Annotated in this window: 23 protein-coding genes; 4 read left to right on the top strand and 19 right to left on the bottom strand. The window is 31.5% G+C overall.

Features of this window, described 5'->3' with window-relative positions:
- Positions 1–2 precede the first annotated feature (2 nt).
- The 4 genes from CRN98_RS07130 to CRN98_RS07115 form a co-directional block, all read right to left on the bottom strand.
- On the bottom strand, positions 3–929 hold the full coding sequence (locus tag CRN98_RS07130; RefSeq protein WP_097026739.1) for an ABC transporter permease: 927 nt from the start codon (positions 927–929) through the stop codon (positions 3–5).
- Positions 930–2,006 carry an ABC transporter permease gene (locus CRN98_RS07125; protein WP_097026738.1) on the bottom strand — a complete coding sequence of 359 codons (1,077 nt, stop codon included), beginning with the start codon at positions 2,004–2,006 and terminating at the stop codon, positions 930–932.
- A complete protein-coding gene (locus CRN98_RS07120) occupies positions 1,999–3,561 on the bottom strand; it encodes an ABC transporter ATP-binding protein (protein WP_341455789.1) in 1,563 nt (520 codons plus the stop codon). Before CRN98_RS07120 ends, CRN98_RS07125 begins: the two co-directional genes overlap by 8 nt.
- 92 nt (positions 3,562–3,653) lie before the next feature.
- Entirely contained in the window at positions 3,654–4,772 is a 1,119-nt protein-coding gene (locus CRN98_RS07115) for a BMP family ABC transporter substrate-binding protein (protein ID WP_097026736.1), read from the bottom strand.
- Between the two features lie 354 nt (positions 4,773–5,126).
- On the opposite strand from CRN98_RS07115, the gene CRN98_RS07110 reads away from it, so the two are divergent.
- Complete coding sequence (locus CRN98_RS07110; RefSeq protein WP_097026735.1) at positions 5,127–6,206, top strand: YARHG domain-containing protein; 1,080 nt, start codon at positions 5,127–5,129, stop codon at positions 6,204–6,206.
- A gap of 111 nt (positions 6,207–6,317) precedes the next feature.
- On the opposite strand, the gene CRN98_RS07105 is transcribed toward CRN98_RS07110, so the two are convergent.
- From CRN98_RS07105 to CRN98_RS07040, 14 genes are all read right to left on the bottom strand, one after another.
- Entirely contained in the window at positions 6,318–7,016 is a 699-nt protein-coding gene (locus tag CRN98_RS07105) for an OmpA/MotB family protein (RefSeq protein WP_097026734.1), read from the bottom strand.
- 2 nt (positions 7,017–7,018) lie between these two features.
- The gene (locus CRN98_RS07100) at positions 7,019–7,804 is read right to left on the bottom strand and encodes a flagellar motor protein (protein WP_097026733.1); all 786 of its coding nucleotides are present in this window, start codon (positions 7,802–7,804) and stop codon (positions 7,019–7,021) included.
- A 200-nt stretch (positions 7,805–8,004) separates the two neighbouring features.
- A complete protein-coding gene (locus tag CRN98_RS07095) occupies positions 8,005–9,216 on the bottom strand; it encodes a C40 family peptidase (RefSeq protein ID WP_179632011.1) in 1,212 nt (403 codons plus the stop codon).
- A gap of 328 nt (positions 9,217–9,544) precedes the next feature.
- Complete coding sequence (locus CRN98_RS07090; RefSeq protein WP_097026731.1) at positions 9,545–10,618, bottom strand: C40 family peptidase; 1,074 nt, start codon at positions 10,616–10,618, stop codon at positions 9,545–9,547.
- Positions 10,619–10,751: 133 nt separating this feature from the next.
- Positions 10,752–12,134 (bottom strand): sensor histidine kinase, encoded by a 1,383-nt coding sequence (locus CRN98_RS07085; protein ID WP_097026730.1) that lies wholly within the window; start codon positions 12,132–12,134, stop codon positions 10,752–10,754.
- Between the two features lie 2 nt (positions 12,135–12,136).
- Positions 12,137–12,835, bottom strand: a complete 699-nt coding sequence (locus CRN98_RS07080) for a response regulator transcription factor (RefSeq protein ID WP_097026729.1) — start codon at positions 12,833–12,835, stop codon at positions 12,137–12,139.
- A gap of 230 nt (positions 12,836–13,065) precedes the next feature.
- A complete protein-coding gene (gene feoB, locus CRN98_RS07075) occupies positions 13,066–15,186 on the bottom strand; it encodes a ferrous iron transport protein B (protein WP_097026728.1) in 2,121 nt (706 codons plus the stop codon).
- 90 nt (positions 15,187–15,276) lie between these two features.
- Positions 15,277–15,498, bottom strand: coding sequence for a FeoA family protein (locus tag CRN98_RS07070; protein WP_097026727.1), 222 nt, complete (start codon positions 15,496–15,498; stop codon positions 15,277–15,279).
- A 223-nt stretch (positions 15,499–15,721) separates the two neighbouring features.
- Positions 15,722–16,168, bottom strand: a complete 447-nt coding sequence (locus tag CRN98_RS07065; protein ID WP_097026726.1) for a hypothetical protein — start codon at positions 16,166–16,168, stop codon at positions 15,722–15,724.
- A 104-nt stretch (positions 16,169–16,272) separates the two neighbouring features.
- Complete coding sequence (locus CRN98_RS07060; protein WP_097026725.1) at positions 16,273–16,731, bottom strand: hypothetical protein; 459 nt, start codon at positions 16,729–16,731, stop codon at positions 16,273–16,275.
- A gap of 12 nt (positions 16,732–16,743) precedes the next feature.
- The gene (locus CRN98_RS07055; RefSeq protein ID WP_097026724.1) at positions 16,744–18,429 is read right to left on the bottom strand and encodes an AAA family ATPase; all 1,686 of its coding nucleotides are present in this window, start codon (positions 18,427–18,429) and stop codon (positions 16,744–16,746) included.
- 4 nt (positions 18,430–18,433) lie between these two features.
- Entirely contained in the window at positions 18,434–19,030 is a 597-nt protein-coding gene (locus tag CRN98_RS07050; RefSeq protein ID WP_097026723.1) for a 4Fe-4S single cluster domain-containing protein, read from the bottom strand.
- Positions 19,027–19,749, bottom strand: coding sequence for a ComEA family DNA-binding protein (locus CRN98_RS07045; protein ID WP_097026722.1), 723 nt, complete (start codon positions 19,747–19,749; stop codon positions 19,027–19,029). The genes CRN98_RS07050 and CRN98_RS07045 overlap by 4 nt, the downstream gene beginning before the upstream one ends.
- Before the next feature lies 1 nt (position 19,750).
- On the bottom strand, positions 19,751–19,969 hold the full coding sequence (locus tag CRN98_RS07040; RefSeq protein WP_097026721.1) for a DUF2997 domain-containing protein: 219 nt from the start codon (positions 19,967–19,969) through the stop codon (positions 19,751–19,753).
- A gap of 174 nt (positions 19,970–20,143) precedes the next feature.
- On the opposite strand from CRN98_RS07040, the gene CRN98_RS07035 reads away from it, so the two are divergent.
- The 3 genes from CRN98_RS07035 to hydF all read left to right on the top strand — a co-directional run bounded on the left by CRN98_RS07035 (position 20,144) and on the right by hydF (position 23,431).
- Positions 20,144–20,533: a rhodanese-like domain-containing protein gene (locus CRN98_RS07035; protein ID WP_097026720.1), complete on the top strand. Its 390-nt coding sequence runs from the start codon at positions 20,144–20,146 to the stop codon at positions 20,531–20,533.
- Between the two features lie 264 nt (positions 20,534–20,797).
- Positions 20,798–22,207 carry a [FeFe] hydrogenase H-cluster radical SAM maturase HydG gene (gene hydG, locus CRN98_RS07030; RefSeq protein WP_097026719.1) on the top strand — a complete coding sequence of 470 codons (1,410 nt, stop codon included), beginning with the start codon at positions 20,798–20,800 and terminating at the stop codon, positions 22,205–22,207.
- Positions 22,208–22,243: 36 nt separating this feature from the next.
- Positions 22,244–23,431 (top strand): [FeFe] hydrogenase H-cluster maturation GTPase HydF, encoded by a 1,188-nt coding sequence (hydF, locus tag CRN98_RS07025; RefSeq protein WP_097026718.1) that lies wholly within the window; start codon positions 22,244–22,246, stop codon positions 23,429–23,431.
- Positions 23,432–23,647: 216 nt separating this feature from the next.
- Here hydF and CRN98_RS07020 read toward each other — a convergent pair whose 3' ends face one another.
- Entirely contained in the window at positions 23,648–24,658 is a 1,011-nt protein-coding gene (locus CRN98_RS07020) for a CPBP family intramembrane glutamic endopeptidase (protein WP_097026717.1), read from the bottom strand.
- Positions 24,659–24,859: the final 201 nt, after the last annotated feature.

Raw genomic sequence — 24,859 nt, 5'->3', positions numbered from 1 at the left:
AATTATTTCCTCCTAATTTTCTTAATCTTATTAGTCTGTTGAATTGAGTATATAACTAGTCCAAATATTGTAGTTAAATATGGTACCATCTGAACAAATTCCGCTGGCACTCTTAAAGACTGCATTACATTCGATAAAGCATCTGCAAATCCAAATATTAAAGACGCTACAAGAGTTCCAATTGGTGTTCCTCTACCCATGGCTTCCGCTGCAAGTGCTATGAATCCTCTTCCTGCAGTCATATCTCTTGAAAACCAAGACACATATCCCATGGACATATAAATTCCGCCTAAAGCTGCAAATATTCCACTCATCATTAAAGCTAAATATTGTATTTTTATAACACTTATACCTACTGAATCCGCTGCATTTGGATTTTCTCCAACGGCTCTTATTTTAAGTCCAAGTGGTGTTCTATATAAGAAGTAATGTACTAATACAACTGATAACAATGCTAAATAAGTTAATATGTTATGTCCTGAAAATATTGGTCCAAGCACTGGTATTTTATTTATTAAAGGAATCCATATTTCCGGTACTACTAAACTCTTTAATGAAATTGAAATCCCCTTATCTTTAGCCACTAAAAATAATAAGAATACCGTTCCTCCACTAGCAAGCAAGTTAAGAGCAATACCTGTAAGTATTATATCTGCCTTTAAATGCAAAGAAAAATATGCAAGAGCTAAAGATAACAATGCTCCAACTATTACTCCAGAAAGCACTCCAACTAACACGCTTTGAGTAAAAGCACTGACAATTACACCTGTTAAAGCAGAGGAAAGCATTATTCCTTCAAGTCCTATATTGATAACTCCTGCCTTATCTGATATTAAAGCTGCTAAAGCTGCAAAAAGTATAGGAGTAGTAACTCTTAGTACTGAATATCCAAAATTAGTAGTAAATATTAATGAAAACAAGTTATCCATTTACTTTCCCTCCTTAACAGCTAATTGCTCTTGAGAATACTTAACAATTTTCTTATGTTTCCATTTTGCAAGGAATCTATTTGCTGCAATTAGTATGATTATAATTGCTTGTATAACTGATATTACCTCACTTGGAACATCTGTCATTCTTGCCATGATATCTGCCCCAACTCTTAAATACGCTAAGAATACAGCTGCTATTGGCACTAAAATTGGATTGTTTCTTGCTAAAATAGCAACTATTATTCCATCAAACCCGTACCCTGGGAGACTCTGCCACTGAAATCTTTGATACATACCAAGTACTTCTGTACCTCCACCAAGACCAGCAATAAATCCTCCTAATAACTGTGAGTATAAAATAACTTTCTTTGTATTAATTCCTGAATACCTTGCAAAATTTTCATTTAATCCTGTCATTCTTAGAGCATATCCCCATTTTGATCTATACATAAATAAATAAGTTAAAATTACAAATATTATTGCTACAAATATTCCAGCATGTATTCTTGTGCCTGGAATTATCTTTTTAAACATTGCTGTTTCATTAAATATAAAGGATGCCATAAATCCTGAATTAGGATCTCTTATAATATTATTTATAACGTAAAGTCCCAAATATAAGCAAACATAATTTAACATTAGAGATGATACAAGCTCGCTAGCATTCCACTTTGTCTTAAGTATTCCTGGAACAAAGCCCGCTAAAGCTCCTATAATTCCTCCAAATAATATAGCAACTATCGGATGAATTCCCATAGGAAGTATCACCTTTACTGCTATAAAGGAAGCCGCTACCCCTCCAATAAAGAAAGCACCTTCACTTATCATATTAAATTGTTTTGCTTGAAACATTACACATACAGATAGTCCTGTGAATATAAATGGAATGGACATCTCTATTACATTACCAAAACGTCTTATAGATGAAAATGGTCCTGTAAAAAGTGTGGTTATAGCATTTAGCGGCTGTTTACTTATACCTAAAATTATTAAAAAAGCCAAAGTCATCGCAAGTAAAATTGCCACAAAGGTTCTTATTATTTCAAATTGAGTCTCTATCTTTTTACTACTCATTCATAGCCCCCCTTATCTCTTCAGGAGATTGTTTCTTTATTCCAAGCATGTATTTTCCAAGTTCTTCTTCAGTAACTTTAGAGCTGTCTTTAAAGTAAGCTACTACTTCTCCGCCATACATTACCATTAAACTATCACTTAATTCCATAGCTTCGTTTAAGTCTGCAGATATTAATAATACTCCTGTACCTTCATCTCTTAGTTCTACTAATTTTTTGTGAATAAATTCTGTTGCTCCTACGTCAATACCTCTAGTTGGCTGATTTGCCACTATAAGTTTTGGATTTGAGGAAAACTCTCTAGCTACTACAACCTTTTGAATATTTCCTCCTGATAACATTTTCACTGGCTGATCTGGACTATCACATTTAACTCTATAGTCTTTAATCAGTTCTTTAACCATGGAGTGTATTTTTGACATGTTAAGCAGCCCACTTTTATTTAATTCCTTACTATCAAATCTATCTGAAATAATATTTTCTTCTATGCTCGCTTCACCAGCTGCTCCAAATATCATTCTATCTTCTGAAATATGAGAAGCACCTAGGTTTCTTATTTCCTTTATACTTAAATTTTTAATTTCTTGTCCCTCTATAAAAACTTCACCTTGATGATACTTTTCAAGTCCAGTTATAAGTTCTATAAGTTCTCTTTGTCCATTTCCCTCTACTCCAGCTATTCCAAGTATTTCACCTTTTCTTACTGTAAAGCTTATATTATTTAATATTGTCTTTCCTGTTTCATCAGTATGATTTATATTATTAACCTTTAACACAACATTGCTTGGGTTACTTTTTTCCTTTTGAATTTTAAGTACTACATCACGTCCTACCATAAGTCTTGAAATGTCTTCTTGGGATACTTTTGCAACATCATAAACCCCTATACTTCTTCCAGATCTTAAAATTGTTATTCTATCGCATATTTCTTTTATTTCTTTTAACTTATGAGAAATAAATATTATTGTATGTCCTTTTTTCTTTAAATTTATAAGTTCCACAAACAATTCTTTTGTTTCTTGAGGAGTTAATACTGCAGTTGGTTCATCTAGTATAAGTATTTCTGCTCCTCTAAGTAGTGCCTTTAGTATTTCAACCTTTTGTTTTATTCCTACAGGTAAATCTGAAACCTTTGCTTTTGGATCAACTATAAGATTATATTTCTTTGAAATTTCTTCTGTAACCTTTATTGCTTTTTCTATATCAACAAGTCCATTTTTCTTTGGTTCCATACCTAAAACCATATTTTCTGCAACAGTAAGCGATGGAACAAGCATAAAATGCTGATGAACCATTCCTATACCATTTTTTATAGCTGTGCTTGGAGAATCTATGTTTATTTTCTGGCCTTTTAGCAGAATATCTCCCTCTTCTGGTCTTTCAAGCCCAAATAGTATTTTCATGAGTGTACTTTTACCTGCCCCGTTTTCTCCCATTAGGGCATGTATTTCTCCTGCTTTAACAGAAAAATTTACATCCTTATTTGCAACCATTCCATTTGGGTAAACCTTGGTTATGTTTTGCATGGTTAAAATTTCTTCTGCCAAACTCTTCACCTCTTTCTAAGTTTATGTATTAGTTAATTAATGCACTGGAAAACTATCCAGTGCATTATAATGTTGTAGTTATTTATAAATTTGTTTTGATATTACTTTACAGAATTTCTTATTTCATTAAGAACTTTTGTATCCATTCCAATAGCTGAATCTACTTTTATTTCTCCAGATATTATTTTCTTTGAAGTTTCTTCTACAAATTTTCTCATATCTTCTGGAACATTTTTATTGTAGACTTCGTTTGTAGCAAGTCCAACCGCTTCTTCTTTTAATCCTAAAGCTTCTGCCTTACCCCATGGTAATTTCCCTTGAGTTTCAAGCTCAATTGCTCTAACAAGTGAGTTATCAACTCTCTTTAAAACTGAACTCATTATTAGATTTGATTTTGCAGCATCATCTTTAAACAACATTGCCTGATCTGAGTCTACACCTATAGCATATTTTTTCTGCAATTTAGCTGCATCTAATGCTCCAAGTCCTGCCTGTGAAGCAACTGGAAATACTACGTCAGCCTTTTGATTAAACTGAGCTAATGCCATTTCTTTACCCTTTGCACTGTTAAAGAAATCTCCAATATATGATATAGCAACTTTTATGTCCTTATCTACATATTGAGCACCTTTTATATACCCAACAAGGAAGTCATTTATAACTGGAATATCCGCTCCACCAACAAATCCTATAACCTTATCTTTATTAGCTTGAGGCATATTTGAATTTGTTATCTTAGCTGCTAGAGCTCCTGCTAAGAAAGAACCTTCGTTTTGCTTGTAATTTATTGAATATACATTTTTGAAGTCACCTTTATCATAGTTTACTGCTGCATCAAATAGTATATATTTTTTTTCTGGATGCTGTGGTGCTATTTTTTCTAAGTGTTCCTGCATCTGCCATGTACCACAAATTATTATATCCCAATCTTCTTCAGATACATCTGCTAAAGTTGGTTCCCATTTTGTCTGATCTGATCCTACTTCTATTACTTTTGTTTCAGCTTTGAATTTTTCTTTAATTTGTTTTAAACCTTCATTTGCTGAGTCAAAGAAAGACTTGTCTCCTAAATTCCCGTTAAGAACTAATACTATCTTTAACGGTTTGTCTTTTCCTGCATCCTTTGCTCCCTGATCTGCTGCCTTCTTGCTTCCACAACCAGTTAATGCAAGTGCAATAACCATGATGAAGCTTAACATTAAACCAAGTACCTTTTTCATCTTATTTCCCCCTATTACTGAAACGTTTTACTAAAACGTTTACTTATTTTATATATATTATATTAATTTATTCAACATATTTCAATAAAAATATTACAAAAATAACATAAAAGCTTTTATAAAATTTATTTTAAATTTATTTTTGAGTTATTTTAAATAATTTATACTATACAATTAGTAGAAATATGTAGTATTTTATATCATTTGTAAGTTTTCTAATTTTGTTAAAAATAATAATATTCCATTTTATTATATTTTACTTACACGAAATTACTTTATTTCTATTAATACTTTATTCCTTGCCTAATTTTGCTATAATATTAGTACATATAAGTTTATAAAGGAGTGATATTTATGCATTGTCAAAATTGCAACACAGAAATCCTAGACTCAAGTTCTAAATTCTGTAGTTGCTGCGGCTATAAGCTTACTAATTCTGATAATTTAAATTCAACTAAAATAAAATTTTCTATAAATAAAAAAATAATTATATTTTCAGGCTTAATATTATTAGTTTTATCCCTTACTATGATTCAATCCTATAGTGCTATAAATTCTAAACCCGAAAATGTCATTAACAACTTTTTTGATGATTTAAAAAATAAGAAGTATGAAAGAGCTTTTAAAAATCTAGATAGTACAAAACTTCAATCTTCTCCTTTTTTAAGTAAGGAAAGCTTTGAAAAAGCTTTAAGTTTAGCTCCCATTAAGAATTTTACTATAGAAGAAGCAGATAGTGCTCTTTATAAAACTATTGGAGAAAAAGCCCATACTATGTTTTATAACGTATCTATTTACTCTGATGAGGTTCCAAATAGGGATTTCATTGTAAAACTTACCAAGAAAGATGATAATTGGCTCATAGAACCCTCAGCATTTATAATTAAAAAATCAATATATATTCCCGAAGATAAAAATATTGAAGTAACCATAAACGATATAAAATTAGATTTAAAAGATACTAGCTCTAATAAAGAATATGACTTTTTTATATATTCTCCTATAGTAGTTAAATACGAAGGAGCTAACATTAAGCCTCTGGTTGTGGATATGAATAACTTAAGTGATACAAGCAGTATAGTATTTGAATCTGTGCAAGATACATCTTCAAATTCAAATACTAAAACTTCTAAGAAAGATTCTAACAATGAACATTTTCATAATAATTCGGATTTTATTTTTCCAAATAGCTCTACTCAGGAGTTATCTGTATATGATTTAAAAAACCTAACTAAAGATGAACTAGGTATTGCAAGAAATGAAATTTATGCACGACATGGCTATATATTTAATCAAGAACCTTTCAAAAGCTACTTTGAAAGTAAAGACTGGTATGTTCCAAATCCTGAATTTAAAGGCCTAAATAGTGACCTATATCCTGTAGAATATTCAAATATACAACTTATACTGCAGTATGAAAAAAATAAACAATAATTTAAAATTACTAAAACTAACATTTACATGTGTTACAGAAAAAAAACTCACTGAAATTTCAATGAGTTTTTTTTCGTATTTATATTTTAATTATTTTGCCATTGATAAATATTAATCTTCTACTTTATTAAACTTACTATTCATAATAACTATATCAACTCGCCTATTTTTAATTCTTCCTTCTTCATTATCATTACTTGCAATAGGTCTGTGTTCCCCATACCCTACAGAACTAAGCTTTTCTGGGGGAAACCCGCACTTTTCCACAAGCAATTGAACAACATTTGCAGCTCTTACAGATGAAAGTTGCCAATTAGATTGAAACTTAGAGTTATGAATAGGTTTATTATCAGTATTCCCTTCTATTCTAATATAATTTTCTTGCTGTTTTAAAATATTTCCTATTTGAATTATTTTTTTTAAAGCATCTTCTCTTATTTCTGCCTCTCCAGATTGAAAAAATACTGTATCATTAATACTTACAACAAGTCCTCTTTCTTCTATTTTTGTCGTTACACTTCCAGTTAATTTACTTTCCTTTAAGTACTTATCTAAGTTTTTTTTTGTCTCTTGGAGTTTTGAGTCTTCATTATTTACACCAACACTTGTGCCTTCTCCTCCATCAACTATAGATGCATCTCCTCCAAAGGTAATTCTAAAAGAATTCGATATACTTTTGTATTTAGTTGCATCTACTTTACTACTAGCATACATAATAACGAAAAATATCATCAATAAAGTTATAAGATCTGAATAGGTAAGAAGCCATCTTTCACTACTGCCTTCATGCTCTTCGTCTCTTTTTATCATCTTTAAGTTTCTCCTCTTCCACTTTGGTATTTTAAAAGTTCACCTTTATCTAAAAACCCTCCGAGCTTTTCACCTAGTGTACCTGGATTAATTCCTTCTTGAATGGAAATTATTGCTTCTATAATAAGTTCTTTTTCAAGTAATTCCTGTCTATTTAATGCTTTTAACTTAGATGCAATAGGTAACCATAATAAGTTGGCAGAGCCCACTCCATACAGCGTGGCAATAAAGGCTACTGCAATTTTAGGACCTAATGAATCAGGATCACTTAAATTACCCAAAACATGTACAAGCCCCATTACTGTTCCTATTATACCCATAGTAGGACCATACCCTCCTGCGGCATCGAATATAGCTATAGCTTCCCTATGCCTTTCATTCACCATTTCTACTTCTAAACTAAGCATATTTCTTATAAGAGACGGTTCTAATCCATCTACTACTCCCTGAAGTCCTTTTTTAATAAAAGGATCCATATCATTTCTTCCTAAATCTCCCTCTAAACTTAACAAGCCATTTTGTCTTGTTTTTTGGGAAACTTGAACAAAATATTTAATGAGTTCTCCTTTATCTTTGCTTTGATCTGTAAAGGCAATCTTCAAAGCGCCCGAAGCCCTTTTCAAACTTTTTATAGGAAATGAAACTCCAACTGCACCAATAGTTCCACCGAATACAATTATGGCTGCTGTTCCTACTAAAAGTGCTGATACATGTCCCCCTTCAAGAATAAATGCAAAAACCAATGAACCAAAACTAATTATCAAAAAAATTATTATAGAAATGTCCATATTACTCCTCCGACACTGTTGTATTTTGTCTACTATAAAATAATTCGTATATTAATTAGGATACTTTATAACATTAAATGGATAGAAGCACTATTATATACAAAAAAACTCACTAAAAGTTTTAGTGAGTTCTCTTTTGCATGTTAAGTAAATCTTTTTCAACGAAAGTTTTTCTAATTTTTAATCTCAGAAGCCATCTACTAATTTATTATTCTTCTCGCAGTAAGATAATCAGATCTCGTAAGTGGAGATATCTTTATTACATCTCCTGTACGTGGAGCATGTATATATTGATTTCCTCCTATATACATTCCTACATGATGAGGGTCACTCCATGTACCAAACAGTATTAGGTCTCCAGGCTGAAGCTCTGAACGTGATACTTCTCTTCCATTATTTATTTGGTCATAGGTAGTTCTTCCTATACCAATTCCAAAATGAGCATATACATACTGCATGTATCCTGAGCAATCAAATCCATTTGGAGTTGTTCCACCCCAAACATATTGCAATCCTAAAAAATTCTGTGCATAAGCTACTAAATCATTACCTGATACAGAGCCACCATGGCTTGGCCCTCTTGAAGGCTTAGAGCCATTATTGCTATTACTGCTATTGTTGCTATTGTTGCTATTATTCGAGCCCTTATTTGCTGATTCCTTCTGTCTTGCTGCTTCCTTCTGTCTTGCAGCTTCTGCTGCTTTTGCATTTTCTTCATCTATTGCTTTAAGTGTTGAATTTACCGCACCCTGAGAAGTGTTTATTTTTGATGCATAGACTTTTTTTTCATTATTTAAGTCCTGAATGAGCTTCTTTTGCTCATCAGCAGATTCTTTTACCTCTGCTAATTTCTTTTCACTATTATTCTTATATGCTACTAAGTTTTGTTTTTCTTTATCTAATTCACTTTTTTTAGTATTTAGAACCTCTCTTTCAGATTCCATTTCTGCAAATATTTCTTTATCATATTTCATTACTCTTCTTACATTTTCAGCCCTACTTATAAGATCTGAAAATCCTTCTGCCTCAACAAGTACATCTATGTAGGAGGTTTGTCCATTTACATATAGCGCTCGTACCCTTTTATTAAACAAGTCCTGCTGCTTTTCTAAATCTTCTTCTGCTTTAGTTATATCCTTATTTACCTGTTCAATATTTGATTGAGTTTTTGATATTTTACTTTTATACCCTTCAACCTCTGCAAGAGCCTTTTGTATTTTGTTGTCTAGATGCTCTATAGCTATCTCTTTGTCTTCTAATTTTTTTGTTATATCCCCATAGGTCTTTTTTTCTTGTTCTAATCTTTGCTTTTGAATTTGTAACTGCTTTGATAAAGGTGCTGCAGATACCACACTACTGTTAATAAAAATTACTGTCAGTATACTAGCATAAATTTTTAATTTCTTATTCAAGCTTCCACCCCTTGTCCACATTTCTTTATAAGTTACTACATTACAATTTATGAGAATGTTTCATTATTAAATTATCCTTAGTAATCACACCAATATTATATGGAATAATTATGAATATTTTATGTAGAAATTTTTACTTTAATACTATTATATCATTTAAACTGATATTTTTTACATATTTTTTTATTATTTCTAAACTTTTTTCCAAATTTTTCGCTTATATATAAAGAAAAATAATTTAGAGAGTAATTATATCAATAAAAAATATGGGAGTATATATAGATTTGTTTAAATCCAAATCTATATATACTCCCATATAAATCTAATTTTATCTTAATACTCTTCTTCCCGTTATAAAGTCTTTTCTAGTCATTTCTGAAAATTTAATTACATCTCCTGTACGTGGAGCATGTATATATGTATTATTTCCTGCATATATGCCCACATGCGTCGGGCTAGAGTTACCAAAAAACACCAAATCCCCTGGTTGAAGATCTTCTCTTGATACAGGAACCCCATCATTTATTTGATCATATGTAGTTCTACCTAAATTAATTCCAAAATGTCTAAATACATATTGAGTAAATCCAGAACAATCAAATCCACTTGGGGTAGTTCCTCCCCATAGATACGGTGTTCCTAAAAATTTCTGAGCATAAGCTAATACTTGTCCTGCATCTCCACTAACTGTTCCTCCTCTAGAAGGAGTATAGTTTGAATTACCTGTATTTTTAACATTTGAATTACTACTAGTTGTAGCAACCTGAATATTTGAAGCGTAAACTCTTGATTCTTGATTTAATTTAGCAATTAGCTTCTTTTGTTCTTTCATGTCTTCTCTTGCTTTTGCTAACTTATTTTCGCTATCCTTCTTTAAACCTATAAGTTTTTCTTTTTCATTAGTTAACTGTTTTTTCTTATTTTCTATTTGTTCCTTATTAGACTTAATTGAAGCCAACGCTTTCTTGTCATGGCTAAGTATGCTTTTAACCATGTCAATTCTTGATATAAAATCTCCAAAGCCTTCTGAATCAAATAACACTTCTATGTATCCTGTTTGTCCACTTATGTACATAAATCTCATTCTGTCTTTAAATTTTTCTTCTTGCTCTTTTAGCTTTTTTTCAGTTTCCTTTAATTCTTGGTCTGATTTTTTTATACTATTTTCAGTTTCACTTATCTTTTTCTTGTAACTTTCTACCTCTGCTAAAGTAGATTCTATCTTGTTATCAAACTCTTCTATTTTATTTTCAGCTTCTTGTACTCTGTCCTGTACGCTTCCCGTGACCTGTCTATTATTTATACGTGTTGTTGAATTTACCCTTGGCGCTGCTTGTACAGCACTACTACTCATAAGTACAACTGTAAGTATGCTTGCATAAATTTTTATTCTTTTATTCAAGCCATCCCCCTCCTTTTTCCTTTGAAAGTTTATAACACGCCATCTTTATTGTAAAAGATATTGAATAATTTATCAATAAAACCATGTAAACTTTTTAATGGTATGCTTTCCTAATATAGGTATACATATCATTCTATATAGGTAAAAATACCTTAAATACGGTCCCTTCCTTAATGTTACTTTCCACAGTTACTTTTCCATTATGAGCCTCTATAATACTCTTTACTATGGCAAGTCCTATTCCAGCTCCCCCTGTTATACGAGTTCTTGACTTATCAGCCCTATAAAAACGTTCAAAAATATGAGGTAAATCTTCCTTAGAAATTCCAATACCTGTATCTCTTACAGTTAAAACAATATTTTTACTTTCTTCCTGTAAAATGACGTCTACATTTCCATCTTCTTTTGTATACTTTAAAGCATTTGATAACAAATTTACTACTACCTGACTTATCTTATCTTTATCACCAATTATATACTTACTTAAGCTTTCATATTTTAAAACTACATTTTTATTCATATATTCATTTTCAAAATTCATTATTATATTCCCTATAAGTTCTCCAATATTAAACTCTGACTTATTAATTAAAAACTTATCACTTTCATATCTTGATAGCTTTTCTAAATCTCCAACTAACTTGTTTATTCTTATAGACTCTTCATGACAACTTCTAATTCTTTCAATGGTAGGCTCCCACACTCCATCAATCATTGCCTCCATATGACCTTGCAGTGTAGTCAAAGGTGTTCTAAGCTCATGAGCTACATCTTGAGTTAGTCTTTTCCTTAAATACTCTTGATTTTCTAGAGTTTTTGCTAAGTCATTTATAGTATCAATAAGATTTTTAATTTCTATTACATTCGATACTTCATTTATTCTATTTTTATACTCTCCCCTGCGAATACCCTTTGATGCTTTTATAACTTTGTATATAGGTCTGGTTAATGCAGAAGCCATAACAAGACCAATCATTACAGCCATTAATAAGGATACTGTTCCCACCCCTACAAACAAAGCATTTAGCTTTTTTAAGAAAGCTAAATCATTATCGCTATAGTAAAATGGTCCATAATATCCAACTTTTACACTTCCTATAATATTATTTGCATTAACCATGGGATATTTAATTTCCATATATTCACCGTTCCAATTTGAGTATCTATCCATCATATTTTTTGCCATGTTTGTGAGTATTGCTTCACACCGTCCACTATCATAAGCGCTTGCATCCCATATAATTTCATCATTACTATTTGATACACTTATAATAAGTCCATTTTCTAAAGCCTCAACTCCCACAGCTTCTATAAATGCTAAATTTACATCTCCATCTTTACTAAACTGATCGGTAATAGACGCCACTATTCCCTTTACCTTATTTTCATGAGCAGTTAGAACATAACTTTTAAACTGTTTTTCCAAAAATAAATTAGAAAATATGCTTATTAAAAATACGCATGCCATTGCTACCAATATGTAGGACATCACAAGTCTTTTTCTTAAAGTTACCATATTTAAGCTTCACCACCAAACTTATATCCTACTCCATGTACTGTTTTTATGTACTGAGGTTTCCTAGTATCTCTCTCTATCTTCCTTCTTAGATTTTTAATATGAGAATCTATAACTCTATCAAAACCTTCAAAGTCCTCTCCCAAAGCCTTACAAACTAGCTCCTCTCGAGTAAACACTTTATTTGGATATTTAATCATAGCTATAAGTATGTTAAGTTCTGTACTAGTTAAACTTACTACTTCTCCATCTCTTTTAACCTCATAAGTTAATGCATCCACAGTCAACTCATCATTATTATAAGAATAATAATTTGAAAGAAGTCCCATATCTTCTTCAGATCTTCTAAGAAGTGCCATAACCCTTGCAACTAATTGCTTAGGACTAAATGGTTTTGTAACATAATCATCTGCTCCTATATCAAATCCATTCAAAATGCTATCCTCTTCCACCTTTGCTGTAAGCATTATAATAGGAACTCTAGATACTGCTCTTATACTTTTGCATACTTCCTCTCCACTTAAATCAGGAAGCATTAAATCTAATACAATTAAAGAAGGACTTAATTCATTGAACTTTTCTAAAGCCTCTGTTCCGGTTATTGCTTCATGCACTTCAAATTCCTCTTTTTGCAAATAAGACTTTAGTACTTCTAAAATTTTTATCTCATCATCCACTATTAAAATTTTCTTTTTATTCATGGTATGTCTCCTTAAACTTTCAAATTATATATTATATTAAAACGCTAATCGTTATTTTATGCATAATAATCAAATGATTATATATTAAAATAGAGGTAAGCCTTTAAATGACTTACCTCTATTTTATATTATGGGGAGTTTTAGGGTTAATGGGTTAATGGGTTAATAGGTCTACATGATTAATATACCAATAAAATGTGTAGAAAATATGAAAAAACAATTGGTAAAACTTACAACCAAATAGTGCTAATGCGTGCAATAGTAGTAGTAATAAGACAAACTGCAAAAGCAATTCCAGTTGGAATTAGTACCGCAAGCAAAGTCCATTTCTTACTTCCCGTTTCTTTTTTTATAGTTAAAATCGTAGTTGCACAGGGCCAATGAAGCAAGCTAAACAGCATCATATTTAAAGCAGTTAGATACGTCCAGCCATGGCTTAATAGAATTTGCCTTAACGATTCAATGCTTTCAAACTCAACCATAGAACCAGTTGACAAATAAGACATTAAAAGTATGGGCAGTACAATTTCATTTGCAGGTAGTCCTAAAATAAATGCCATTAAAATGTATCCATCTAGCCCTATTAACTGAGCTAGTGGATGTAATAAATTCGCAGCATGAGCTATTATACTTAAATCCCCAATATATACGTTCCCAAGTATCCATGTAACAGCCCCTGCTGGTGCTGCAACAGTTATAGCTCTTCCCAGTACAAATATAGTTCTATCAATAATAGATGTATATAAAATTCTTCCGAATTGAGGTTTTCTATAAGGTGGAAGCTCTAATGTAAAGCTTGAAGGCACACCCTTAAGTAGGGTTTTAGAAAGTATATATGAAACAAGCAAGGTAACTATTACTCCAATTATAATCATTGTGGTAATCGCCAAGGCTTGATATACATTTGAAACTTTATTATTACTTGTTAGCAAAAATACTGAGGAAATAGCAATTATCGTTGGAAATCTTCCATTACAGGGCATAAAATTATTTGTTAGTATTGCAATAATTCTTTCTCTAGGCGATTCAATGATTCTACACCCAACAATACCTGCTGCATTACATCCAATTCCCATACACATGGTTAAGCATTGTTTCCCATGAGCACAAGCCTTTTTAAAGAGATGATCTAAGTTAAATGCCACCCTTGGTAAATATCCTAAATCCTCAAGCAGTGTAAACATTGGAAAAAATATTGCCATTGGGGGAAGCATTACAGATACCACCCAAGCTAACGTTCGATAAAGTCCCAGTATCAAAACTCCATGAAGCCAGGCTGGTGCATTAACTTTAGTAAACCATTTAGTTAGAACTTCTTCAAATCCAAAAAGCAAATTTGAGAGTACTTTTGAAGGTATGTTAGCCCCTGTTATTGTAATCCAAAATATGATCGCTAATATAAAAAGCATTATTGGGATACCGAAAATTCTTGACGTTATATAATTATCAATAAGTCTATCCCTGCCATTTTTACTCTTATCGCGAGTTACGTATTTATTCCTAATATATTCTGCCTTTTTATAAATTTGATAAGTTATATCATCCCTTATCTCCTTCTTTTCATGGGTTAATCTTAAATTTTCAGCACTCCTTAATAACTCTTCAGATATATTTGCATCTATTCCCTTTAAAATTGTACTTGTAATACCCTTATCTCCATCAATAAGGCGCAGTGAAAGCCATCTTGAGTTAACAACTTGTACTCTCTCTTTTGTAAATGGCTGAATATGTTTAATCATCTCTTCAATATAATCTTGATATATTATCCTTTTAGGATTTGGTTTTATCTCTTCAGAAGAAATGTTATAAACTGTTTCCTTTAATTCTTCTATTCCAATATTACTTCTTGCTGCTGAAAGTACTACAGGTATTCCAAGTTCTTCTTCTATACCTTTTCCATTAATTGCTATACCCTTCTTTTTTGCTTCATCTATTAAATTAATACATAGTATTACGTTGTCCGTAAGCTCCATGACTTGATAGGCTAAATTCATATTTCTTTCAAGACAAGTTGCATCCGTTACAACAATAACTGCATCAGGATTCCCAAAACAAATGAAATCCCTTGCAACCTCTTCTTCCACAGAGGATGCAAAAAGTGAATAGGTTCCAGGTAAATCTATTAATATATATTCTCTATCTTTTACTTTGAATTCTCCCCTTGCATTAGCAACAGTCTTTCCAGGCCAGTTTCCTGTATGTTGGTGAAGTCCAGTTAAAGCATTAAAAACAGTACTCTTTCCCGTATTTGGATTTCCAGCTAATGCTATAATATATTGTCCTTCCTTTTTATCCACCTTGTATAGTTCTGTTAATGCTTCCATACCTGTGGACTTATAGGTCAGCCCCATCTTAAATCCTCCTATTAATTGCTACATGATTTGCAGAAGTCTTTGATTCCTTTGAAAATCAGTACATCTCAATTCGTTGAGATGTTTCCTTTAAGAAATCATTATCAATGATGCTTCTTCTTTTCTTAAAGCAATCATCGCTCCTCTAATATCATATACCGTTGGGTCCCCTGAAGGTCCCCTTCTTATAACTTCTATACTTGTGCCTTTGATAACTCCTAATGCAAGCATTCTTTCCCTCAATAATCCCTGTGCAAATATATCTTGAACTTCTACAAAGTTTCCTACCTTAGCATTGTTTAAAGTTTCCATTTTAATAAACCCCTCACTTCTTTATAATTGTTAGCTTAGGCTAACTTTTAGAGTTAGCTAATGTTATCTTATGCAAGTTGAGCTATAAGGGTGAGTGCTTAAAGGAAGATTTTTAGACCAGAGAACCATTTTACTAATGTTTAACATTAAGCTATAAGGGCTTAGTTATAAACAACTAAGCCCTTATAATTATTATGCTTTTAGTGGCTAGAAATTAAAACTTCTAGTAACATACAAAGCTATCTATTTTATTTGTATCAATTCCAAAATGCTGCCAGCCATTTCTAGTCCACATATAGCCTGAAGCAGAAGTTCCTCCTACAGAGGTTAAATATGCCCAAAAAGACTGTCCATTCTTAGGCCAAATATATATATATCTATTAGTACATAGCTTTACATCACCAGGCTCCACAGCAGTTACTTGTGGGCCACCACTTTGAGGTTTAGGTGGTATCATTTTGGGTGGTGGTGGAATTTGAACCTCAGGAGAACTTCCTGGCATACCTGGCTGGTGAAGCTGTCTATTAAATTCATCTGCACGTTCTATAAATGGACATCTAAATTGCTTTAAATAATATTGATAGTAAGGGCACATATTCCTATTCGGATAAGTGTATTCTCCATTCTTGTCCAAGTCTTCAATATCAAATCCATCATAAAAAATTGACAACTAATAATACACCTCTTTTTAATATTTCATTAATATTATATGTAGTGATACAAAAATTGCCATATATTAAAGTAAACTTATTTTATAAAACTTTCATAAGCCGTTTATTCATTAATATTTAAAGTAAGCACTATTGAATCGTCCTCCATAACTTGTTCACTTTCTAAGGTTAATTTATTATTTTCCTTAAGTTTTTCTTTAAGCATGGAATAAGTGTATTCTTGCATATTATATTTATATTCTTCATCTATAAGTTTAATATGGCGATGAAGCTCATCTATATTTTCTTCCTTACCTTTTACTGAAAGGATAATTCCATTCTGTGCTGCTTTAGTAAATTCCATATCTATATTTTCTACATTACAAATCAAGCTATTTTTATTAAAACTTTTTATATTTGCTCCATAACATTCAAGGGCATCTTTTAGTATATCCATATCCTTAAAAGTAGTCCTAATTGTGCTTAAACTTTGTTTATTTTGGGACATTTCTTTTAATTCGTCCTTCGAAATCACTTCTGCAAGTATTAATGCTGCTGGAATTAAAAGTATTGAAACTGACATGTTAACTTCCTCCTAAAAATCTATAGTTCTTCCACCTCTATACCTTCTTATATCACTAGGCTGAGTATTTTTTTCCTGAGCTTTAGTAACCTTTTCTTCATCTATATACTCTGTTCTATCATCATAAGATGTTGCAGCCACTGCCCTTACGTTTGCCCATTCTCTAATCTGAACTATTTTTTCTGCTTGAGTTACAGATAGAGGCACTGTATTTTGTATGCTTCTTTCCAAGTCACTTATCTTTAAGCCTCTTTCTTCATAAAAAGCTTCATATAAAGCAGCTATAACCACCTGTTCAATTTCTGAACCTACAAAACCCTCAGTCATTTCTGCCAAATGATTAAGCAAATCAACAGTTATATTTACTTCTCCCTTTATAAAATCACTTGTAAGTCTTTTGTTTAAATGGACTTTAAATATCTCCTGTCTTTCTCTTTTAGTTGGAAGGTCTACAAAGAAAATCTCATCAAATCTACCTTTTCTTAAAAGTTCTGCTGGGAGTTTACTTATATCATTAGCTGTGGCAATTACAAATACAGGTTTCGTCTTTTCCTGCATCCAAGTTAAAAAAGTTCCAAATACCCTTGAAGAAGTTCCACTATCTCCACTTCCACCATTTCCTCCAAGTCCTTTTTCAATTTCATCCACCCAAAGTATGGATGGAGATACTGCTTCAGCTGTTTGTATTGCCCTTCTCATATTTTCTTCTGAGCTTCCTACAAGGCCACTAAATATCTTACCAAGATCTAGCCTTAAGAGAGGAAGCTGCCACATAGCACTTATGGCTTTAGAGGTTAAACTCTTACCGCATCCTGGAATTCCAGTAATTAAAATTCCCTTTGGATGCGGCAGATTATATTTTTTAGCTAAGTCAAGCCAAGATTTATTTCTTTTATTAAGCCATTTCTTTAAATTTTCAAGACCTCCTATATCTTCTGCCTTCATATCAGAATTTATATATTCAAGTATTCCAGTTTTTCTTATAACTTGACGTTTTTCTTCTAGTATAATCTCAATATCTTCAGCTGAAATATTTCCTCCCTGTACCATGGCACGAGCAAAAGCATTTTCAGCCTCTTGAAGAGTAAGACCTAATGCAGCTCTAGATAATCTCTCCTTATCCTGTTCATTGAGCTCATTATCTATTTTACCATCTGTGCAGTTAGCTTCTATCATTTCATCTAATATAACTCTTATTTCCTCCACCGTTGGAAGTTCTATATCTACAACTGTAATGTCCTTTTGCAACTCCAGTGGAAGTACTAATAATGGTGATAAAAACACCACACTTTTAGGCTTTATAGATCTTTTTAACTCCATTAGTAAATCCCTAAGCTTTCTTATTATTGTAAAATCAGGAGTTCTAGCTTGTCCTCCGAAGTATACATGAAAATCCTTTAATATAAATATGGCTGCTTCATCACACTCTTGAATTATTTCTAGAGCTTTTATATTATTTCTAGAGTTCTCTCCATAGGTTATAGCTGGATCATTTATGCACCTTATTCCTTCCGTTTGACTCCATATATATATTTTTCTTGAATTTTTCATAAGACTAGTATCATTTACTATATCCTCTATCAGTGAAATTGTTCTTTCTTCTTCATAAGTATTTATATATATGTATGGAAATCTAGCCTTTAATAAATTAGATAAGTATTTTTTTGTCTTACTTGTGGTTGTAGTATTCTCTTGCATATCATCATCTCCTAAAGCTTTGTAATAACCCCTTTATTTTCGAAAAATCACCCATGCCATTAACTTCAATTATTCCTTTTGAATTTATAGTAACTTCTAGCTTATTTTTATAAGCCTTTAAATTAATATCCTTTAATTTTTCTGTTAAAAAAATATATCTCTGATTACTTGAGCCTACCCAAGGCCTTGACAAGTCAAATAATTCGTTTTTATAGGGTCCATCTATTAAAATGTCTATTTCCTCTAAAAGTCTTATTTTATCTAAATTCTTAGAACACAGTATTTCTTCATAAGTATATCCTGTAAACACTATAACATCTAATCCTAACTCTCTGCATTCTTTTGCAACTTCATGCACTGCATTACTTTGATCAAATGGTTCCCCTCCAAGGAAGGTAACCCCTTTAATATTAGCCATTTCCTTTTTTATCAAACTAATAAGTTCTTTAGTGTGAATATCAATTCCCTTATTAAAGTCCCACATGTCTATATTGGCACAATTACTGCATTTAATAGAGCAGCCTTGTACCCATATACAAAATCTAATTCCCGGACCCTCTACTTCTGTTCTCTTTAAATACCTATGCACTTTTAGCTTCATTGCATATCAACCATTCTTTTAACTCTATTTGAATTAGTCTTATGTACTCTGTTTTCCTCAGAAACTTCAAAGTATATATTGTCTCTTATTTTGTCCACTATGTGAGGTTTAAGATCTGTTCTTATAGCAAAATCATTTAAATCCTTAAATGCTCCTTGAGTATTTCTTATTTCTACTATTTTCTTTGCTCTTATGGATCCAATGGAAGGAATTTTTGCAATATCTCCTTCTAATGCATGGTTTATGTCTACCTTTATTTCAGCTTGTTTTATGTTTTCCTGATTTGATAGACTACTTTTAAAGAATTCATTGGTTGGTTCTTCATCCTTATTTGTAAATTCATCCATATTGTTGTTTAAGTTATATTCTCTTCTTATTTTTTCTTTTAAACCATCTTCTTTATTAAATTTATAATCAGCTTCGCTTAATATTTCACGTCTTATTAGGTACTCTTTTGTAATCTTAATACTGTGTACCATAAATATAATCCAAAGAACTCCCCCTATACCAGAAAAATTATCATTTCCTATGACTTCTCCTAAAACCGATGAACCTACAATAGCTATATTATATATAATTCCATATATCTTCCACCTTTTATGTATAACATTTCTACCTGCAATATACATACCAACTCCAGCAAATACAAGAGTGAATCCCAATAATATCCACCAAAGACTTAATATTTTCCTGACAATTACTTTATTTTTCTTCTCCAACTTAAACTTCCTCCCTTAAATTTAAATTATTGCTTAACTTGATATTTGTATATTCTGAATCACTTTCAAAAAATTCTTTCGTGTATTCTGAATCCACAGTTTCAGCTTCGAGTAAATTTTCAACTACTTTTATATAATCCATACACTTGGAACCCTTTATTCCTTGAGTTTCGGCATTTATAGATCCACCCTTGTTTATTTTTATAATTAGCTTTTTCATATATAACCTCCGTGATTAATTTTTTTATTGCATTGATATTTTATCACATTAAGAAATCATGAATCAATTTTCTTTTGAGCTCAAAGATGTGAGAAGAATCACTTCGCATTTCTTATACTTTATGTTATAATATATCGTAATATTTAAATATAACAATTTAAGGATGGTGCACATATGGATAAAATAATAGTGGCACTCTTTGTAGCTGTTGCCTTTTTTAACATAATTAGAAGAAGATCGATTTTAAGCAATAAAAGTGTAAAAAATCTTTCTCCTGAGGAAGCCCACAAGTTAATAAATGAAAACAAGGACGTAATAATACTAGATGTTAGAACAAAGGAAGAGTTTAGTTCTGGTCATATGCCTGAAGCAAAATCTTTTCCCATGCATGAAATTCTCTCTAGAATTGACGAACTTGAAAGCTTTAAGGATAAGCCTATTCTTGTCTACTGCGCTTCTGGTGGAAGAAGCCCTATAGCAATTAAACATTTATTGAAAAATAACTTTACTAATATATATCACTTAAATAAAGGTATTTCTGCTTGGAAGTATCCTTTAGAATAATAAATATTAGTTGTTATTTATCATATTTAAAATTATAATTAATACTATAGTAGTAAATAATAACTTCTCTTTATCCGGACTTTAAACTCTTGATGAAGGGACTTAAAGAAATCATCATTCTAATTGCAAGGATTATTCTAAGCAAAAGGACAAGGAGTGCTATAGCTTTATTTTGGTAAGACAAAATTCTGCCCTTCTACCCTTTTGAGGTAGAAGGGCTTTTATTTTTATCTTGAAGATTTAATATAAAGGAGTGTATTAATAATGAGAGAATATAAAGCAGAGGAATTTATAATTGATTCAGAAATACTACAAATAATAGATGAAGGTGAAAAACTTTCCAAAGACAAAGAATATGTGAAAACACTTTTAGAAAAAGCTAAATTATACGAAGGACTTACCCCTAAGGAAGCTGGGGTTTTATTAAATGTAAAAGATGAAGATATACTAGAAGAAATATACAAAGTTGCTAAGGATATCAAAGAAAAGATATACGGAAGAAGAATTGTTATGTTTGCTCCATTATATGTAAGTGATTATTGCGTAAATGGATGCACATACTGTGGATATAAATGTTCTAACTCTTCCTTTACAAGAAGAAAACTTAGTATGGAAGAAATAGCTAAAGAAGTTAAAATTCTTGAATCCATGGGACATAAAAGGCTTGCCCTAGAAGCTGGAGAAGACCCTGTAAATTGCTCTTTAGATTATATAATAGACTGTATAAAAACCATATATTCATTAAAATTTGAAAATGGAAGCATACGACGTATAAACGTAAATATAGCTGCAACCACAGTGGAAGATTATAAAAGATTAAAGGATGCAGACATAGGAACTTATATATTATTCCAAGAAACCTATCATAAAGATACTTATGAGAAAATACATCCAAAGGGACCAAAACATAACTATGATTATCATACCACAGCTCATCACAGAGCAAGAATGGCTGGAATTGATGATGTGGGAATAGGTGTACTTTACGGACTTTATGATTACAAATACGAAACCATAGCTATGCTTATGCATGCTGACCATTTAGAAAAAGCTACAGGAGTTGGCCCTCACACAATATCTTTTCCAAGAATTAGACCTGCTGAAGGGGTCTCTTTAAAAGATTATCCATACTTAGTTTCTGATGAAGAATTTAAGAAAATTGTAGCTGTCGTAAGACTTGCGGTTCCATATACTGGTATGATACTTTCAACAAGAGAAGATACTGATTTTAGAAATGAGGTTATAAACCTTGGAATATCTCAAGTAAGTTCTGGATCCTGTACCGGAGTTGGCGGATATACAGATTCTCAAAAAATAGAACATCAAAAGCCACAATTTACTGTAGGAGATCATAGAAGTCCACTTCAAATCATAAAGGATTTATGCAAGGATGGTTATATACCAAGTTATTGTACTGCTTGCTATAGAGAAGGACGAACTGGCGACAGATTTATGAGACTTGCAAAGACAGGCCAAATATGTAATGTATGTCAACCAAACGCACTGCTTACATTAAAAGAATTTTTACTTGATTATGGTGACGAAGAAGCAAATATCCTTGGAAATAAAGTTATAGCAGAAGAGCTTACAAAAATCTCAAATGAAAAGGCTAAAGAAGAAACAATTAATAGACTTAAAAGAGTTGAAAACGGAGAAAGAGATTTAAGATTTTAGTTTCTAAAATGATTTTATCACAAAGGAGAATTAACAATGCTAGATACACCTAAAGCAAATAGACTTCATATAGGAGTTTTTGGTAGAAGAAATGCTGGAAAATCAAGCCTTGTAAACGCCTTGACTTCTCAAAATTTATCTGTGGTTTCAGATATAGCTGGAACCACCACAGACCCTGTATTTAAAGCAATGGAGCTTCTACCTATAGGTCCTGTTATGATAATAGATACTGCTGGCCTTGATGATGAAGGCTCTCTTGGAGAGCTTAGAATAGAAAAAACTTTAGATATAATGGATAAAACAGATATCGCTCTGCTTTTATTTACAGGAAGTAGCAATGATTTTTCTATGGAAAGTACTTGGCTTAATGAACTTAATAAAAAGAAAGTCCCTGTTATTGGCGTTATAAATAAAATAGATTTATATGAGTTAAATGAAGATGACTTAAAAAAAGAATTTAATATTCCCTTTGTAAGTTTAAGTGCTGAAAATAAAATAAATATATCTGGACTAAAAGAATCAATAATTGAAAATGCTCCCTTAGATTTTGAAAGAGCAACCATCGTGGGCGATATATTAAATCCTAAGGACATGGTAATTGTGGTTGCCCCTCAGGATATTCAAGCTCCTAAGGGAAGACTTATTTTACCTCAAGTTCAAGTAATAAGAGATATTTTAGACCATGATGCTATGGCTCTTACTGTAAAAACCACAGAACTTAAAGATATTTTGAAATCTTTAAATAAAAAACCAGATTTAGTTATTACAGACTCTCAAGTATTTAAAGAAGTAAACTCAATACTTGATCCTTCTATTCCCCTAACTTCCTTTTCTATACTTATGGCAAGGTACAAGGGAGATATAGATATGTTTAAATCTGGTGCAAATGCAATAGAAGATTTAAAAGCTGGAGATAAAATACTTATTGCAGAGGGCTGCACTCACCATGCTCTTAAGGGAGATATAGCAAGAGAAAAACTTCCTAACTGGATAGAGCAAAAAGTAGGTGGAAAACTTCAAATAGATGTGAGGTCCGGCAATGACTTTCCTCATGATTTAACAGAGTACAAACTTGTAGTTCACTGTGGAAGCTGTATGTTTACAAGAAAACAGCTTTTATCTAGACTTTCACGATGCAAAGAACAAAATGTACCTATAACAAACTTTGGAGTATGTATTGCTAAGCTTAACGGAATACTTGATAAGGTTACCAAGATGTTTTAAAATAAAAGGCCATTCCAGAATCCGTTAAGAAATTTGTATAAACTTCTTTAAAAGATTTTATATGTATGTACATTTTGCTTATGAAGAGGATAAATTCTAAGGTTTATCCTCTTTTCTTTCTATTTTGGTTTTTGAGTTTTTTATTATATTATCCTACTAATAAACTTAAGCCAATTCGTAGTTCATATTCCCTCTTATCTTTTCTTTTTTGCAGTATTATAACTCATTTGTAAGCTCTATTTCTTTTTTATATTTCCTATATTCTTTAGTAAATAGGAACGGTAAATAGACTACCGACATGCAAATTAAGTTTACTAATACTAATTTTCCACTAAGAACAACATTAGCTCCTGAATTGTTGTAAAGAATAAAAGCAAAGTTATTGTTCAGGTAATGAATTATAGAAACAGTCCATATGTTTTCTGTCTTCATATAGACAAAGCCCAAAAATATGGCATAGGAAATACAAACAATCAATTGATTTAGAATAGAATAAAAAGGCGTCATTGGACTATAGTAAAACAGATTTAATGGTAAATGCCATATGCCCCATATAATCCCTAAAAGAACTATCCCTTTTCGTTTACCCAGCCTCTGTTGAAGAGCAGTTTGAAGAAAGTACCTCCAGCCATATTCCTCTCCTAAAAACATAATAAACTCTAATGAAAACAAAAGAGGTGCTAAAAATAGTATTCTCATTATTTTTCCGTTTCGTAAAGTGGTGATAAATTCTTTACCGCCATCAAAAATAATTGCCGCTAAAAAGTTTACACATAGATTCAGAGTAATAAATAACACAATATATCCAATAGATGCCTTCACATTTTTTCCAAAACCCAATCCTAAACTGTTCATTTTTTCTTTTTCATCTGAAGAAGAACATAAAAGGAACGAGGTAATACTCCCCAGAATCATCCAGCATTCAATATACATACCTGGGTCTTTGTGAAATACAAATACCTCTGCTAAAAGAAATAAAACTGAGGTAATAGTAAAAAACAAATAAGCTCCATAAAATTTCATTGGGAGCTTTTTACGCCTTTCTTTGTTTAACAATAAAGCCATCATCACACCTATGGCTGGATAATACATCTGTATCACGCCAAAAGAATCCACTGGGTATTTAGTGTATGCAAACCCCATAACAATGCCCATACCTATGGTCAAGCCAAAAGTTACTACCAAAAATATAGTAAGATCTTTGTTTGAAATACTATACTCAGACATTTTCTGCCTCCTCATGATTATATATTTTTTTTCATTTCACCAACCTCATTTAATAAAATTGCTTATGTCAGCTAACGCAACTAAAATTTCCATAAAAATAAAACAAATTATTGCTAGGGAAGAAAAAAATATCTTATATTTATTCTTATCCCCTTTCATTTTTCTTATCAGATATTTTAGGTTATATTTGTGCAAAAGGTC

Origin of the sequence: Clostridium peptidivorans (assembly GCF_900205925.1) — a bacterium.
Classification (GTDB): Bacteria; Bacillota; Clostridia; order Clostridiales; family Clostridiaceae; genus Clostridium_AK; species Clostridium_AK peptidivorans.
This window is presented reverse-complemented; position numbering and strand designations above follow the sequence as displayed.

Excerpts from the sequence above, each read along its gene's own strand:
- CRN98_RS07130 (WP_097026739.1), bottom strand. The coding sequence starts at position 929 with ATGGATAACTTGTTTTCATTAATATTTACTACTAATTTTGGATATTCA.
- CRN98_RS07125 (WP_097026738.1), bottom strand. The coding sequence starts at position 2,006 with ATGAGTAGTAAAAAGATAGAGACTCAATTTGAAATAATAAGAACCTTT.
- CRN98_RS07115 (WP_097026736.1), bottom strand. The coding sequence starts at position 4,772 with ATGAAAAAGGTACTTGGTTTAATGTTAAGCTTCATCATGGTTATTGCA.
- CRN98_RS07110 (WP_097026735.1), top strand. The coding sequence starts at position 5,127 with ATGCATTGTCAAAATTGCAACACAGAAATCCTAGACTCAAGTTCTAAA.
- CRN98_RS07105 (WP_097026734.1), bottom strand. The coding sequence starts at position 7,016 with ATGATAAAAAGAGACGAAGAGCATGAAGGCAGTAGTGAAAGATGGCTT.
- CRN98_RS07100 (WP_097026733.1), bottom strand. The coding sequence starts at position 7,804 with ATGGACATTTCTATAATAATTTTTTTGATAATTAGTTTTGGTTCATTG.
- CRN98_RS07085 (WP_097026730.1), bottom strand. The coding sequence starts at position 12,134 with ATGGTAACTTTAAGAAAAAGACTTGTGATGTCCTACATATTGGTAGCA.
- CRN98_RS07080 (WP_097026729.1), bottom strand. The coding sequence starts at position 12,835 with ATGAATAAAAAGAAAATTTTAATAGTGGATGATGAGATAAAAATTTTA.
- feoB (WP_097026728.1), bottom strand. The coding sequence starts at position 15,186 with ATGGGGCTGACCTATAAGTCCACAGGTATGGAAGCATTAACAGAACTA.
- CRN98_RS07070 (WP_097026727.1), bottom strand. The coding sequence starts at position 15,498 with ATGGAAACTTTAAACAATGCTAAGGTAGGAAACTTTGTAGAAGTTCAA.
- CRN98_RS07060 (WP_097026725.1), bottom strand. The coding sequence starts at position 16,731 with ATGTCAGTTTCAATACTTTTAATTCCAGCAGCATTAATACTTGCAGAA.
- CRN98_RS07055 (WP_097026724.1), bottom strand. The coding sequence starts at position 18,429 with ATGCAAGAGAATACTACAACCACAAGTAAGACAAAAAAATACTTATCT.
- CRN98_RS07050 (WP_097026723.1), bottom strand. The coding sequence starts at position 19,030 with ATGAAGCTAAAAGTGCATAGGTATTTAAAGAGAACAGAAGTAGAGGGT.
- CRN98_RS07040 (WP_097026721.1), bottom strand. The coding sequence starts at position 19,969 with ATGAAAAAGCTAATTATAAAAATAAACAAGGGTGGATCTATAAATGCC.
- CRN98_RS07035 (WP_097026720.1), top strand. The coding sequence starts at position 20,144 with ATGGATAAAATAATAGTGGCACTCTTTGTAGCTGTTGCCTTTTTTAAC.
- hydG (WP_097026719.1), top strand. The coding sequence starts at position 20,798 with ATGAGAGAATATAAAGCAGAGGAATTTATAATTGATTCAGAAATACTA.
- hydF (WP_097026718.1), top strand. The coding sequence starts at position 22,244 with ATGCTAGATACACCTAAAGCAAATAGACTTCATATAGGAGTTTTTGGT.
- CRN98_RS07020 (WP_097026717.1), bottom strand. The coding sequence starts at position 24,658 with ATGTCTGAGTATAGTATTTCAAACAAAGATCTTACTATATTTTTGGTA.